This is a genomic window from Dactylosporangium sp. NPDC049525 (assembly GCF_040676755.1).
Lineage (GTDB): Bacteria > Actinomycetota > Actinomycetes > Mycobacteriales > Micromonosporaceae > Dactylosporangium.
This window is the reverse complement of the sequence record NZ_JBFAPO010000065.1, coordinates 26,272-41,310: the sequence shown is the minus strand read 5'-3', so window position 1 is coordinate 41,310 and position 15,039 is coordinate 26,272. Positions and strand designations below refer to the sequence as shown.

At 73.5% G+C, this 15,039-nt stretch carries 7 protein-coding genes and 1 pseudogene; 5 read left to right on the top strand and 3 right to left on the bottom strand.

Features of this window, described 5'->3' with window-relative positions; all coding sequences use genetic code 11:
* Positions 1-4 precede the first annotated feature (4 nt).
* Positions 5-1,351 (top strand): protein kinase, encoded by a 1,347-nt coding sequence (locus tag AB0K00_RS48900; protein WP_363537206.1) that lies wholly within the window; start codon positions 5-7, stop codon positions 1,349-1,351.
* Here the strand turns inward: AB0K00_RS48900 and AB0K00_RS48895 are convergent, their stop codons facing one another.
* Positions 1,352-4,249 carry a LuxR C-terminal-related transcriptional regulator gene (locus AB0K00_RS48895; RefSeq protein WP_363537116.1) on the bottom strand — a complete coding sequence of 966 codons (2,898 nt, stop codon included), beginning with the start codon at positions 4,247-4,249 and terminating at the stop codon, positions 1,352-1,354.
* Between the two features lie 63 nt (positions 4,250-4,312).
* Here AB0K00_RS48895 and AB0K00_RS48890 point away from each other — a divergent pair.
* Positions 4,313-5,035: pseudogene (locus AB0K00_RS48890) on the top strand (protein phosphatase 2C domain-containing protein); the annotation flags it as partial.
* 73 nt (positions 5,036-5,108) lie between these two features.
* Here the strand turns inward: AB0K00_RS48890 and AB0K00_RS48885 are convergent.
* Positions 5,109-6,224 carry an FAD-dependent oxidoreductase gene (locus AB0K00_RS48885; RefSeq protein WP_363537113.1) on the bottom strand — a complete coding sequence of 372 codons (1,116 nt, stop codon included), beginning with the start codon at positions 6,222-6,224 and terminating at the stop codon, positions 5,109-5,111.
* Positions 6,225-6,287: 63 nt separating this feature from the next.
* Between AB0K00_RS48885 and AB0K00_RS48880 the strand changes: the two genes are divergently transcribed.
* On the top strand, positions 6,288-6,803 hold the full coding sequence (locus tag AB0K00_RS48880) for a TetR family transcriptional regulator (protein ID WP_363537110.1): 516 nt from the start codon (positions 6,288-6,290) through the stop codon (positions 6,801-6,803).
* A 96-nt stretch (positions 6,804-6,899) separates the two neighbouring features.
* Positions 6,900-9,542 carry an EAL domain-containing protein gene (locus tag AB0K00_RS48875; protein WP_363537107.1) on the top strand — a complete coding sequence of 881 codons (2,643 nt, stop codon included), beginning with the start codon at positions 6,900-6,902 and terminating at the stop codon, positions 9,540-9,542.
* Positions 9,543-10,123: 581 nt separating this feature from the next.
* On the opposite strand, the gene AB0K00_RS48870 is transcribed toward AB0K00_RS48875, so the two are convergent.
* Positions 10,124-12,781 (bottom strand): glucosidase, encoded by a 2,658-nt coding sequence (locus tag AB0K00_RS48870; protein ID WP_363537104.1) that lies wholly within the window; start codon positions 12,779-12,781, stop codon positions 10,124-10,126.
* 240 nt (positions 12,782-13,021) lie between these two features.
* Here AB0K00_RS48870 and AB0K00_RS48865 point away from each other — a divergent pair, with 240 nt between their 5' ends.
* Entirely contained in the window at positions 13,022-14,947 is a 1,926-nt protein-coding gene (locus AB0K00_RS48865; protein ID WP_363537102.1) for an amylo-alpha-1,6-glucosidase, read from the top strand.
* Positions 14,948-15,039: the final 92 nt, after the last annotated feature.

Here is a 15,039-nt window from a genome sequence, read left to right as displayed (position 1 = left end):
CGTGATGCATGACGGTCAGCTCCGGCAGGGCGACGTCCTGGCCCGCCGGTACATTCTGCGACAACCCGTCGGCGCGGGCGGCATGTCCGTGGTGTGGCGGGCCTGGGACAGCACCCTGGAGCGCACCGTCGCGGTCAAGGTCCTCGACGGCCCCATCGGCACCGACGGCGGCCAGCGCGACCGGATCCGGCGCGAGGCCCGGGCCGCCGCACGCATCGAGCACCCCAACGCGATCGGCGTCTACGACTACGGCGAGACCGTCACCCCGCACGGGCGGATCGCCGCCTACGTCGTCATGCAGCTGCTCGACGGCGTCTCCCTCGCCGGGCGGCTCGCCGAGGGCCCGCTGCCCGTGCCCGACGCCGTCGCGGTCGCGGCCACCGTCGCCGACGTGCTGCACGCCGCGCACCGCCGCGGTGTCGTGCACCGCGACGTCACCCCCGAGAACGTCATGCTCACCACCGACGGCGTCAAGCTGCTCGACTTCGGCATCGCCGCCGACGTCGGCCAGCGCGACACGCTGACGTTCGGCACCCCGCCGTACGTGGCGCCGGAGCGGCTCGTCGGCGCGCCCGCCAGCGGCTCCACCGACGTGTACGCCCTCGGCGTGCTGCTGTTCGAGATGCTCACCGGCGCGCCGCCCGTGCCGGCCGGCACCTGGGACGAGCTCGAACGCGCCGTCGCCGCCGACCACCGCCCGAACCTCGCCGTGCCCGGCCTGCCGCCGGCCGTCGCGTCCGTGTGCCTGCGCTGCCTGGCCACCGACCCCACCGAACGCCCCACCGCCGCGGAGGTCGCCGCCATCCTGGAGTCGTCGGCCGAGCGCGGGCGGCGCAGGTGGGCCACAGCGCTCGCCGTTGTGCTGACGGCGTCGGTACTGGCCGGGCTCGGCTACGTGTGGCGGGACGGCGTACGGCGCGACACCGTCTCCCCGGCACCTTCGGTGAGCATTGTGGTGTCGATCCCGCCGGCGGTCACGGTCCAGCCGTCGCCGGGTGCCACCCCGTCGCCGACCCGGGGGCGCACGTCTTCCTCCCCCGGTGCCACGCCGGGCACGCAGACGCAATCCCCGTCGGCGTCGGCGGCGAGGCTCACGCCGCAGCAGGCCGGCGCGGCCGTCCTTGACGTCGTCGACCGCCGCGCCGCCGCCGGCGAGATCCGCTCCGACGTCGTCGAGGACATCCGCAACCAGGTCAACAACATCATGGGTGTGCCGCCCGACGCCGCCCACCGGATCGACATGCTGCGCCGCCAGCTGCTGGACCGCCGGCGCGAGGCGTCCATCACCACCGCCGCCGCGTACGAGGAGCTGGACGCCGCCGTGGCCGTCTTCGGTGCGTCGCTGACCTGATCAGGTGGGTGTGATGACCCGGTGCCGGACCGCCCACAGCGCGGCCTCGGTGCGGGACGCGGCGCCGGTCTTGCGCAGCAGGTTGGACACGTGCACCGTCACGGTCCGGATCGAGATGCCCAGGGAGCTGGCCACCTGCTGGTTGGACATGCCGGCGGCGAGGCAGCCGAGGACCTCGATCTCCCGGGCGGTCAGGTCGCCGCCGGCCCGCAGGCTGTGCAGCAGCGTCTCCGCCTCGGTCAGTCGCCAGCCGGGCCAGTGCACGAGCAGCGCCACCGCCCGTTCCGCGTGCTGGCGGGCGTCGCCGGCCCGGCCGAGCCGCAGCAGGGCGTGCGCGGCGGCGGTGTGCACCGCGGCGTCGTACGGGGCGGCCTCCACCACCTCGACGGTGCCACTCCCGCCGTTGCCCGCCGCGGCGCCGTGATGCGGCGCGGCTGGGTCGCCGTGGTTCGGGCCGGCCGGGTCGCCGTGGTGCAGGGCGGCGGGGAGCAGGTCGACGGCGGCGGCGTCCCGGCCCGCCGCGACCGCCAGGAGCAGCCGCAACTGGGGTGCCGCGCCGACCGCGTCGCCGACGAGGTCCTCGACCGTCGCGGCCGGCACCCCGCCGTGCAGGGCCCACCGCGCCGCCTCGACCAGGCGGGCCGGGCGGCACCGGCCGACGCACTCGGCCAGCGCGAGCGCCGGGTCGACGGGGTGGACGCCGCGGGCCGCGACCGCCACCCGCAGCACCCGCACGAGGCCGACGTCGCGGCCCTCGCCGTCGGCGCGGGCGAGGAGCCGGACGGCGAGCGGGTCGTCGCCGCGCTCGACCGCGAGGAGCCCGGCGGTGGCCGCGAACCGGACCCGTTCGATGGGGTCGGTCTCGATCGGCAGCCGGGACCAGACGAGGGTCTCGGCGCGGGCGAGGTCCCCGGTCCGCAACGCGTGCGCGACGCCGAGGGCGGTCGTGCGGCCCGCACAGAACTCCAGGCCGGACCGGTCGATCGCGGTCATCGCCTCGTCGAACAGCCGCCGGCCGGTCACGTCGCCGAGCCGGGGCAGGCTGACCGCCACGAGGTTGTTGACGGCCCGGCCGGCGGTCACCGGGTCGCGGTCGTGTTCGGCGATCTGCCGGCACGCGTGCAGCAGGGCAACGCCCCGGTCGTGCGCGCCGCCGAACGCCAGGGCCGTGCCGAGCGTGACGCCGGCCGACGCGATGCTTTCCCCGGTCCGCTCGGCGGCGACCATCGCGGCCTCGGCGAGCGGCACCACCCGGGCCGGCTCGGTCGTGCGCAGCGCGCTCGCCGCCTCCGCCGCCGCCTGCCGCGCCAGCGCCGCCTCGATCCCGCCGCAGTCCTCGTCACCGGTCCCGCTGTCGGTCCCGTCGCCGGTCTTGTCGCCGGTCGCGCTGCCGGTCGTGCTGCCGCCATCGGCCCCGTCGGCCGCCGTGGTGAGGGCGGCGCGGGCGTCGGCGAGGGCGGCCAGGTGACCGGCCCGGTCGGCGAGGCACCAGCGGATCTCGGCCAGGAGCCGGTGCGCGTCGGAGGTCTCGGCCGGGCCGGTCGCCTGGCGCAGCCAGTCCGCCGCGTGCCGTTCCGCGACGGTGAACCGGCCCGCCACGAACGCCGCCGCCGCACCGACCCGCGCCAGGGCCCGGCAGCTCGCCGGATCACCGGGGTCGCCGGCCCGCAGCCCCAGGTCGACCAGGTCGAGGGCGGCGTCCGGCAGGCCGGCGGCGAGGTTGGCCTGCGCACCCCGTACCGCTGCCGCACGGGCCTCCCCGAGCCGCCCGAGGGCGGCCGCGTGCCTGGCGAGGGCGGCGTCGTCGCCGAGCTCGACGGCCAGGGCCCGGGCCAGGCCGTGCACCCGCGCCCGCTCGCTGGGCAGGGCGCTGCGGGCGAGCGCCTCACGCAGCAGCGGGTGCCGGAAGCGCAGCGGGCCGGCCGGCGCCAGGTCCGGCGCGATGACCAGCATCCCGAGGTCCAGCAGCCGGCGCAGCGCGGGCTCGATCTCGCCCTCGCACACGTGCACGAGGACGTCGGTCTCGACCGGGTCGCCGAGCAGCGCCGCGGCGCGGGCGACCCGCCCGACGAGGGCCGGCTCACCGGCGAGCGGCTCGACGAGGAGGCCGGCGACGTGCGCGGGCAGCGGGGCGCCGGCCAGGTCGCCGCGGGCGGTGACGAGCTCGGTCAGCCAGAACGGGTTGCCGCCGGTGCGGGTCAGCATCGCCCGGACCGTCTCCGGCGGCGGTGCGCCGCCGCGGTGCGCCTCGATCAGCTCGGCGGTCTCCCGGGCGTCGAACGGCGCCAGGTGCGCCCGGACCACCGACGGTGCGCCGCCGAGCCGGCGCAGCGTCCGCGCGGCGGCCGGCGCGAACGCGGCCTCCTGCGGCGGGCGGCTGGTGACCAGCAGCAGCGCCGGCAGGGCGGCGGTCGCGGCGAGCTCGCCGATGAGCGTCAGGCTGGCCGGGTCGAGGTCGTGCAGGTCCTCCACGACCAGGACGCCGCAGCGACCGTCCAGCAGGGTCCGGACCACGTCGACCGCGGCCCGCAGCATCGCGGCGGGCGCCAGCCGGGTCCCGGCGCCGGGTGCGGGGGAGCGCTGTGCGAGCTCGGGTGGCACGCCGCCGTCGAGGGGATGCCCGCTGAGGACGGAGGCCAGCCAGTCGTGCGGTGCGGCGCCGAGGGTACGGGCGGCACCCGCGAGGACCACCGGCGGCTGCGGGTCCAGCCGGTCGAGCACCTCGGCGACGAGCCTGCTCTTGCCGCTGCCCGCCTCGCCCGTGACCAGCACGACCCGCGGTCCGGCGGGCCCTGCCGGTGGCCCCGGCCGCCCGGTCACCGCCCCGTTCTGGGCCGCCCAAGCACCCACGATCTCGGCGAGCTCGTCGGCTCGGCCGATGAACGGGGTCGCAGGCATGCGGCCACGATACGCAGAAGTGCGTACAGACGCTGTGTGTGTCGGTCGGGCACGCTGACGGCCATGGAAGAGTCGCAGCCGCGCCCCCTCGCGCTCCAGTGGGCCGCCCGGACCGAGGTCGGGATGGTCCGCAGCAACAACCAGGACTCGATGTTCGCCGGTGGCCGGCTCCTCGCCGTCGCCGACGGCATGGGTGGCATGGCGGCCGGCGACGTCGCCAGCAGGCTCGCGATCGAGGCGATGACCCCCCTCGACGAGGAGTTCGCAGGCAGTGACCTGCTGACCGCGTTGCGCACCGCCGTCTCCGACGCCAACCGGCGCATCCGCGACGAGGTCGAGGCGGACCCGGAGAAGCTGGGGATGGGCACGACCCTCACCGCGATCCTGTTCTCCGGCGAGCGGGTCGGGCTCGTCCACATCGGCGACTCGCGCGCCTACCTGCTGCGCGGCGAGGAGTTCGAACAGGTCACCCGCGACGACACGTATGTGCAGATGCTGGTCGACGAGGGCCGCATCACCCTCGAGGAGGCCGCGACGCACCCGCAGCGGTCCCTGGTCAGCCGGGTCCTGCAGGGCCAGCCGACCGACCCGGTCTACTCGGTCGTCCCGGCCCGCGCCGGCGACCGCTACCTGCTGTGCAGCGACGGGCTGTCCGGGGTGCTGCGGGCCGAGACGATCGAGGAGGTCCTGCGCGAATACGACGACGTCGGCGAGTGCGCCGACCGGCTCGTGGACCTCGCCATGCGGGCCGGCGGCCCGGACAACATCACCGCGGTCGTGGCCGACATCGTGGGCGACGACGTGCCGGAGCCCAAGGGGCTGCGGCACCGGCTGCGGCACTGGCTCGGCCGCGACGAGGTCAACGGCGCGCGGCTGCCGGCCTGACGTCCGAGGGGATCCGCACGTCGTCCGGGGTCCAGCCGGCGACCCGCTGCGCGGCGGCCGCGGTCATGCGGTCCGGGGTGAGCCGCAGCAGGGTCCGGGCCAGGGCGCCGGTGAGCCTGCCCCGTGCGCCGGCGAGCTGTCCGACCTGCCGTGAGCGGCGCGACACTGCCGCGGCACGGGGGCGGCGCTGCTGGTCGTACACCTGCAACGCCGGCATCACCGCAGCGCCTTTCGGCAGCAGGAGGGCGAGGGTGACTGCGTCCTCGAGGGCCTGGCAGGCGCCCTGGCCGAGATTGGGCGTCATGGCGTGCGCGGCGTCGCCGACCAGCGCCACCCGCGTGCCGAAGTGCATCGGGGCCACGGGGTGCAGCTCGAGCAGCGGGTGGTGCAGCAGCTGCCCGGGCGTGGTCGCGGCCAGCAGCCGGCGGACCGGGTCGTGCCACCCCGTGAGTTGCTTTCCGAGCTCGGTGAGCTGTTCCGCCGGTGTACCGGTGCGCAGCGGGCCGGGCGCGGCGGCGTACCAGTACACGGTGCCCGGGCCGGTCGGCGCGTAGCCGAAGCGCCAGCCGCGTGGGCCCATGGTCTCGCCGCTGCCGTCGACCTCGGCGTCGACCACCGCCCGCCAGGACACCTGGCCGCTGTCACGGACCTTGACCTGCGGCGCGTACGCGGCCCGGACCACGCTGCCGATGCCGTCCGCGCCGACGACGAGGTCCGCGTCGCCGAGCGCGTGGACGTCGGTGACGGGGTGCCCGGTGCGGACGGTCGCGGGCAGCCCGTCCAGCAGGATCTCGTGCAGGTCGGCGCGGTGCACCATGACCGGTGGCGCGGCCACCTCGACCCGGCTGAGCCAGCGGCCGTCCCAGGTCCGCAGCCCGCCGCCCCGGACGAGGCCGCCGGCGCGCTCGACGGCGTCGCCGATGCCGAGGTAATGCAGCGCCCGCATCGCGTTGGGCCACAGGGAGATGCCGGCGCCGATCTGGCGCAGGTCCGGCTGCCGCTCCAGGACGGTGACGTCCCAGCCCTGCCGTCCGAGTCCGCGGGCCGTCGCCAGCCCGCCGATGCCGCCGCCGATCACGATCGCGCGCATTGCCGCCTCCGTCTGCCGTTGCTACAGCTGTAGTAACTGACGCTACACCTGTAGCATTCGCGTGTGAACGTTCGTGACGCGGATCGCAAGACCCGCCTGGCCGACGCCGCGATCGACGTGCTCGGCACCGGCGGCGTCCGGGCGCTGACCCACCGGGCCGTCGACACCCGCGCTGGGCTGCCCCAGGGCACCTGCAGCTACCACTTCCCGAGCCGGCCCGCGCTGCTGACCGCCGCCCTGACCCGGATCGCCGACCTGGACCTGCACGAGTCGACCGGCGAGGACCTCGCCACGGTGCTGGCCACGTGGGCCGGTCCTCGGGCGGCCCGGACCCGCGCCCGCTTCATGCTCATGCTCGACCCGCAGGCCCGCGCCGAGCTCGGCCCTTCGGCGGCCCGCCTGGCCGGCGGGTTCGTGGAGCGGGCGAAGGCGCTGTTCGGCTCCGAGGAGCGGGCCAGGCTCGCGATCGCCCTCATCGACGGGCTGCTGCTCGACGAGCTGACCCGCGGCGCGGTCACCGACGAGCAGCGCAAGGCCCGGCTCGCCGCGGTCCACGAGATTGTCACAACCGGGCAGTAACGTCGCGTGAACCGGATCGTTGAGCGCCTTGAGCACGAATCCCCCCGTGCTTTTTGCCTCGCGAAAGCGACACTGATCGTGGTCAGTAACCCGCGCATGTTCTGGCTCGTCCTGGTCACCGCGGTGGCCGCGTTCAGCGCTGCGGCCTCCTCCGGGCCGGTGCTGTCCTTCGGCGCCGTCGCGGCCGGTGTCACCGTCGGCTCGCTCGTGCACGCCGGCTCGCTGATCCGCCTCGCCCTGCGCATCCACCACGGCCGGCGCAGCTTCGGGCCGTGCCGCGGCGCCGGGTTCCTCGGCATGGGCGCCCTGTTCACCGGCGTCGGCCTGGCCGCCGCCGTGCTCGCGGCGCTGACCTCGTCGATCGCCGCGCCCGGCCTCGTCGCCGCCGTCACCACCCTCGTCGCCACGCCCACGTTCCTGCTCGGCCTGCTCCTGCTGCCCGGCACCGCGCCGACGGTCCGCGCCCGGCTGCGCCGCCTCCTCGACGGCGCCGGCATCGGCGTGACCCTGTGCTACAGCGTCTGGGTCCTCGCCTCCGCGCCGGCCGCGTCCGCCCTCGCCGGGCCGCTGCCACTCACGGTCGCCGTCACCTGCTGCGTCGCGGTCTCCGTCGCCGTCGTCACCGGCCTGCGCGCGGCCCGGCACCGCCCCGCCGCGCTCGCCTGCGCCGGCGGTGCCGCCCTGTCGATCGTCGGCCTCGGCGTCTTCACCGTCGTGCTGTCCGCGCTGCGCCGCCCCGACGACCCGGTCGGCCCGACCGCCGGCTGGGTCACCGCCGGCCTCATCGCCGCCGGGCTCGCCCTCATCGCCGGCCCGTTCCTCATCCTCACCGGAGCCCGCCGCGCCGAGGACGCGCCGACCAGCCCGCACGCCGCCGACAGCAGCGGCACCCTCGCCGGCTACCCGCTGCTCATCGGCCCGGCGCTGCTCGCCGTCGCGGTGTCCGTGCTGCACCTGCTCACCGGCGGCGGCTTCGACCGGGCCGCGATCGGCCTCGGCTTCGCCGCCGTCGTCGCCGTCGCGCTCCGCGAGGCCCTGGCCGCCCGCGACATCCGCGGATACGCCCGCACCCTCGCCATCCGCGAGGCGCACTTCAAGACCCTCGTTGCCGGCTCCACCGACGTCACCATCGTCCTGGACGCCGACCTCGTCGTGCGGTGGCAGTCACCGGCCGCGGCCCGCCAGTTCAGCCTCTCCGACCAGGACGTCCTCGGCCGGCCCCTCACCGACCTGCTGCACCCCGCCGACGTCGGCCCGGCCACCGAGGCGCTGCACGCCGTCCTCGCCGGCAGCCAGCACGCCCTCGTCCAGGCCCGGCTCCGCGACGGCTTCGGCCGCTGGCGCGACACCGAGTCCACCGTCAGCGACCAGCGCGCCGCCCCCGAGGTCGCCGGCGTCGTCGTCCACCTCCGTGACGTCGGCGACCGCGCCCAGCTGCAGCGCAGCCTCGACGAGGTCACCTGGACCGACGACCAGACCGGCCTCGCCAACCGGCGCAAGTTTCTGACCGCCGTCGCCGAGGCCCGCCAGACGGGCACCGGCTCCATCCTCGTCGCCGAGCTGGACCGCTTCGAGAGCGTCGCCGACCTGCACGGCCCTACGGTCGCCAACGCCGTGCTCATCGAGGCCGCCCGCCGGCTGCGCGCCACCGTCGGCCGCGACGACCTGCCCGCCCGCCTCACCGGCGCCGGGTTCGCGGCGCTCACCGACGCGCCGCTCGTGCACGCGTTCGCGCTCGCCACCCGCCTCGCCACCGCCTTCGCCGAGCCGTTCCACCTGCCCGGTCACACCGTGCACCTCACCGCCGACGTCGGCGTCGCCGACCTCCTCGGCGCCACCGACGCCGAGGACGCCATCCGCCACGCGGACATCGCCCGCCGCCGCGCCCGGCAGCTGTCCCGGGGCCGCGACGGCGGTCGCGTCGAGTGCTACGACAAGTCCTTCGAGGCCGCCCTCGTCCGCCGTACCGACCTCGAGCAGCAGCTGCCCGGCATCGTCGGCCGCGGCGAGCTCGACCTCGTGTACCAGCCCGTCGTCGACCTCACCCTGCGCCGCCCCGTCGGCGCCGAGGCCCTTCTGCGCTGGCGGCACCCGCGCCTCGGGGTCGTGCCGCCGCACGAGTTCCTCCCGGTCGCCGAGGAGCTCGGCCTCGCCGACGAGCTCGGCGAATGGGCCCTGCACCACGCCTGCCGCCAGCTGTCCCGCTGGCGCGCCGACGGCCGCGACCTGTGGATGTCGGTCAACGCCTCCGCCCGCCAGCTCGCCGCACCTGGCTGGCTCGCCACCGTCGCCACCGCCATCGACACCCACTGCGTCCCCGCCGAGTCGCTGATCATCGAGGTTGCCGAGGCCTCCCTGCCCGACGACGCCGGCGCCGTGGAGCAGCTCGCCGGGCTCCGTGCGCTGGGCGTCCGCACGGCGATCGACCACTTCGGCACGGGGCCGACGGCGCTCGGCCACCTGCGCCGGCTGCCGGTCGACGTGTTGAAGATCGACCAGGTGCTCTTCAGTGAGCCGGCGGGGCAGCGGGCGCCGTCGACGCCGATCGTCGACGTGGTGGTCAGCCTGGCGCGGCGGCTCGGGATCGACGTGATCGCGTGCGGGTTGGAGACGGAGTCGCATGTCGACGTGGTGCGGGCGGCGGGGTGCCGGTTGGGGCAGGGGTTTCTGCTGAGCCGGCCTGATCACGCCGAGCATGTCGAGGCGTTTCTTGAGCGTCATCGGGCTCGGCTGTTCTGATGCTGACCTGTTCACCCCCCAAGATCCTGTGGTCGTCTTGCGGTTGAGGTTCGCGTGGGGGTACGCCGCCTGGAGTGATTCCTGGTGCAGGTCCGCGTAGGTCGGTGGTTCCGCACAGCCTCCGGCCGCGCGATGGGGTAGCGCGGGCACCGTCCGTGCCGTAGTTGCGGTGATGCCAAGCCAGGTCCGCACGCACATGATCCAGCGCCGTCGAGCGCATCATTCGGTGCTACAACACCGCCGCTGGCCAAAAAAACAAACCATCGATCATCGGTCGAACAACCCGAAAGATCTGCGGGGCCCTGACCCCTGAGATCGTTCGGGTTGTTCGGTTTTGAACTGGCGACGGTGTGGCACCACCGAATGATGACCTCGACGGCGCTGGACCATGTGAGCGCGGACCTGGCTTGGCATCACCTCGACACGGCACGGACCGCAACCACGCCACCCATTCGCGCGGCCGAAGGCTGCGCGGAACCACCGACCTACGAGGACCTACACCAGGAATCAGTCCAGGCGGCGTACCCCCACGCGAACCTCAACAGGAAGACGACCACACGATCCTGGGGGTGGACAAACCCTCAGTAATCAGCAGGCCGAGGATGCGGCGGCGCGTGCAGGTTCAGGATCAAGTCGATGACCAGCGCCGTCCACCCAGTCTGATGCGCCGCACCCAACCCCGCCCCCGTGTCCCCGTGGAAGTACTCGTAGTACAGCAACAGGTCATGCCACGCAGGGTCGTTCTGGAACAGCGGAACGTCGCCGAACACCGGCCGCCGGCCCGCGTCGTCGTTGCGGAACAGGTTGACCAGCCGTCGCGACAGATCGTCGGCCACCGCGCCGAGCGTCGCCATCTTGCCGCTGCCCGCCGGGTACTCCACCTGCAGATCGTCGCCGAAGAACTCGGAGAAGCGGCGGACCGCCTCGATCAGGATGTAGTTGACGGGGAACCAGATCGGTCCGCGCCAGTTGGAGTTGCCGCCGAACAGGCCGCTGGTCGACTCGCCGGGCTCGTAGCCGACGGTGTAGTCCGCCTCGCCGACGTGCACGGTGAAGGGCTCGTCCTTGTGCGCGCGGGACAGGGTGCGCAGGCCGTACGGGGAGAGGAACTCCTCCTCGTCGAGCATGCGCTGCAGGATGCGGATCAGCTGGTCGGGCCCGACCATCGACAGCAGGCGCAGCTGCTGCCCGCCGCGGCTCTTCTTCGCGCCGACCACGTCGCCGTACTCGGGCTTGTTGGTGAGGAACCAGCGCAGGCGGGCGGCGACGTCGGGCAGGCGGCGCAGCGTGGAGGAGCTGATGATCGTGGTGGCGGTGAGGGGGAGCAGGCCGACGACGGAGCGGACCTTCAGCGGGATGCGCTGGCCGTCGGCGGTGCGCAGGACGTCGTAGAAGAAGGCCTCCTCCTCGTCCCACAGGCCGAACTCGTAGGCAGCGTCGGCGATGTAGGCGAAGTGTTCGAGGAACTTCGCCGCGATGTCCTCGTAGACGCGGTCGTGCACGGCGAGGGTGAGAGACATGTCGAGCATGTTGAGGGCGTACATCGCCATCCATGCCGTGCCGTCGGACTGTTCGAGCCGGCCGCCGACGGGGAGGGCGGCCGAGCGGTCGAAGGGGCCGACGTTGTCCAGGCCGAGGAAGCCGCCCTCGAAGACGTTGTTGCCTTCGGCGTCCTTGCGGTTGACCCACCAGGTGAAGTTGAGCAGCAGCTTGTGCAGCACACGGGCGAGGAAGTCGAAGTCCTTGGAGCCGTCGATGGCGAAGACCCGCAGCGCGGCCCACGCGTGCACGGGCGGGTTCACGTCGCCGAACGCCCACTCATAGGCGGGAATCTGGCCGTTCGGATGCATGTACCACTCGCGCAGGAGCAACAACAGCTGATCCTTGGCGAACCCGGGGTCGACGCGAGCAATGGCCACGCAATGGAAGGCCAGGTCCCAGGCGGCATACCAGGGGTATTCCCACGGGTCGGGCATCGACAGCACGTCGCAGCTGTTCATGTGCCACCAGTGGCTGTTGCGGCCGTGGCGGCGGCTGTCGGGTGGTGGCTCGGAGACGGGGTCGCCCTCCAGCCAGCGGGCGACGTCGAAGTGGAAGAACTGCTTGCCCCACATGAGCCCGGCGACGCCCTGCCGGACGATCATCGCCTCCTCGGGGGTGGCGGTCGGCGGGACCAGCGCGTCGAAGTACGCGTCGGCCTCGCTCGCGCGTCGCGACATGGTCGTGTCGAAGTCGGTGCGCAGGTCGGCGGGGGCGAGGTCCTTGGCGCCGGGGGCGTTGAGGTTGAGCCGCAGCCGGATCTCGTGGGTGCCGCCGGCCGGCACCGAGATCAGGTAGTGCAGCGCGGCCTTCGTGCCGACGAGGTCGGGGTTGACCGTGTCCTTGCCGTGCAGGATGTGGTCGTTGATGCCGTCCTTCGGGTACTCACGACCCGGCTTGCCCCAGATGCGGTCGCCGTTGGTGTCGTTGTTGCAGAACAGCGGGCGGGGCGCGCCGTCGCCGGTGAGCGCGAGGCGGCCCAGGAGCCGGTGCTCGGCGAGCAGCCCGTTGTCCTTGGCGCGGATCTCGGGCATGTAGTCGCGGCCGGGTAGGCCCCACGCCCACGTGTTGCGGAACCACAGCGTCGGCAGCAGGTGCAGCGTCGCCGGGTCGGGACCCATGTTCTTCACGGTGATCCGGATGCACATGTCGGTCGGGCCGGCCTTGGCGTAGTCGACCTCGACGGCCCAGTAGCGGTCCTCGTCGAAGATGCCGGTGTCGACCAGCTCGTACTCGGGCTCGTCCCGGCCGCGGCGGCAGTTCTCCGCCACCAGGTCGTCGTAGGGGAACGCCTGTTGCGGGTAGTGGTACCGCCACTTCATCCAAGAGTGGGTGGGGGTGGAGTCCAGGTACCACCAATAGTCCTTGACGTCCTCGCCGTGGTTGCCGAGGTCGCCGCCGAGACCGAACATCCGCTCCTTGAGGATCGGGTCCTTGCCGTTCCACAGGGCGAGGGCGAAGCAGAACGTCTGCCGGTCGTCGCAGATGCCGGCCATGCCGTCTTCGTTCCACCGGTATGTGCGGGAGCGGGCCTGGTCGTGCGGAAAGTAGTCCCAGGCCGTGCCGTGGGCGCTGTAGTCCTCGCGGACCGTGCCCCAGGCGCGCTCGGACAGGTAGGGCCCCCAGCCCCGCCATGGGCGCTCCCCGCTGTCGGCCTCAGCGAGCCGGCGGCGTTCAGCGTTCCCATCGTCCTCGATCACGAAAGTCATTCTCCGTCGCAGATGTTTCGCCCAAGTTGAGCGCGGTCCTGAACTAGTCTGATGGCTGCTTCTAGCTCCCCGTCCCTAGCGGGCCGCGGTCTCGTAGGGGGCTGCGCCACCCCACACCCCCCATGCTCGCTTCGCTCCCACTCGTGCCTTTTGTCGGCAGCCCCAATCTTGCCTTGATCAATTATCTTGTCGCGAGTCGCTCGCACTCTGCCACCTCTTGCCATCAAGATTGTGCCCATGGTGGTGTTCGGTGCGCAGGTATGCGGTGATTTGTCGGCTGGAGCGACCCGTGAGTGGCTCGTGCCCGACGGCACCGGCGGTTACGCGATGGGCACCGTCTCGGGACTGCGAACCCGCAGGTACCACGGCCTGCTCGTGGTCGCGGAGCCCGGTCAGCCGGCCCGCCGGCACCTCGGGCTGGCCGCGCTCGACCCCGTCCTGACGCTGCCCTCGGGCGCCACTGTGTCCCTCGCCACCCATGAGTGGGACGGCGGCGTGGTGAGCCCTGAGGGCCACACCCTCCTGGAGCGCTTCGACCTCGTCGACGGGCTGCCGCGCTGGCGCTGGCGGATCGGGCCGGTCGTCGTGGAGCGCAGCATCGCGATGGTGCATGGCAGCCCGCACGTCGGCGTCGTGCACCGCGTGCTCAGCGCGCCCGGCCCGGTGACGCTCACGCTGAAGGCGCTCGTCACCTGGCGCGACGCGCACGGGGAACGGGGTGCGTCCGGCCCGCCGCCTGCGGTGGCGTCCGTGGCCGGCGGCGCCGTCGTCGAGCGGGCGTTCCGCTTGCACGGACCTTCCTGGCAGCCGGGTGGTCAGTGGTACCGGGGTGCCTACGCTCGTGAAGAGGCGGCCCGCGGACTGAACGCGTCCGAGGACCTCTGGTACGCGGGGGAGTTCAGCGCGCAGCTGCACACCGGCGAGGCCCTGGAGGTGGAGGCGTGGGCCGGTGACGGCGAGGCGCGCGGCGCACAGCGGGTCGTCGACCGGGCGAGGGAGCGCAACCGGTCGTTGACGCACGACGCTTCCGATGCGGTGGACGCGGCACTGGTACTTGCGGCCGACGCCTTCGTCGTCGCGGGCGCGCAGGGCGCGCCGGATGTGGTGGCCGGTTACCCGTGGTTCGGCACCTGGGCGCGGGACACCATGATCAGCTACGAGGGTCTGTTCCTGGCGACCGGCTGGTGCGACGAGGGCCGCGAGCTGCTGCGCGCCTACGCGGCGACGCTGTCGGAGGGCATGCTCGCCAACACCGCCGACACGGGGCAGACGGAGTACAACACCGTCGACGGCACGCTGTGGTTCCTGCACGCCGTCGAGCGGCACGTCACCGTCACCGACGACGAGGACCTGGCCCGGGAGGTCCTGCCGGGGCTCGAGCAGGTGATCGCCGCCCACCTGGCCGGGACCCGCTACGGCATCCGCGTCGACCCCGCCGACGGCCTGGTCACGCAGGGCGCCCCCGGCGTCGCGCTCACCTGGATGGACGCCCGCGTCGACGGGATCCCCGTCACACCGAGGGTCGGCAAGCCGGTCGAGGTCAACGCGCTGTGGGTCAACGGGCTGGCCGCGGTCGCGGGGCTCAAGGAACGGCTCGGCGGCGACGCGGCCGGGCTGCACCGACTCCGCGAACGAGCTGCGGCGAGCTTCGGCACCCGCTACCGTATGTTGCACGCTGCAAGCGACGTGCAGGATGCAGCGCCGCTGTACGACGTGGTCGACGGGCCCGACGGCGACGACCCCGCGACCCGGCCGAACCAGCTGCTGGCGTGGAGCCTGCCGCACGGGCCGTTGCGTGGCTCGTCGGTACCAGAGGCGCTGTTTTCCCTGTTCACGCCGCTTGGGCCGCGCTCGCTCGCAGTCGACGACCCGGCGTTCACCAGTGCCCACCGCGGGTCTCCCGGGGACCGGGACCGGGCCTACCACCAGGGGACGGTCTGGCCCTGGATGATCGGGCCATACATCGATGCGGTCGGGCACAGTCAGTCAAAAAATCACCGTGAGTTGTTGGCTGGTATCGAGGCGCATCTGTATGAGTGGGGTGTAGGTTCGGTCAGCGAGACAGCAGACGGAAGCGCTCCGCACGGGGCCACCGGATGCCCGTTTCAGGCCTGGTCAGTCGCGGAGACCCTGCGAGTCCGACGGAATGTCGGCTGACCGTTACACCCTAGAAATGAGATTTGCCTCCCTGGTAACTCTCGCCCGGCAGGATGAGTCTCAAGCCCACCCACCTCGTCACACGCGAGTCT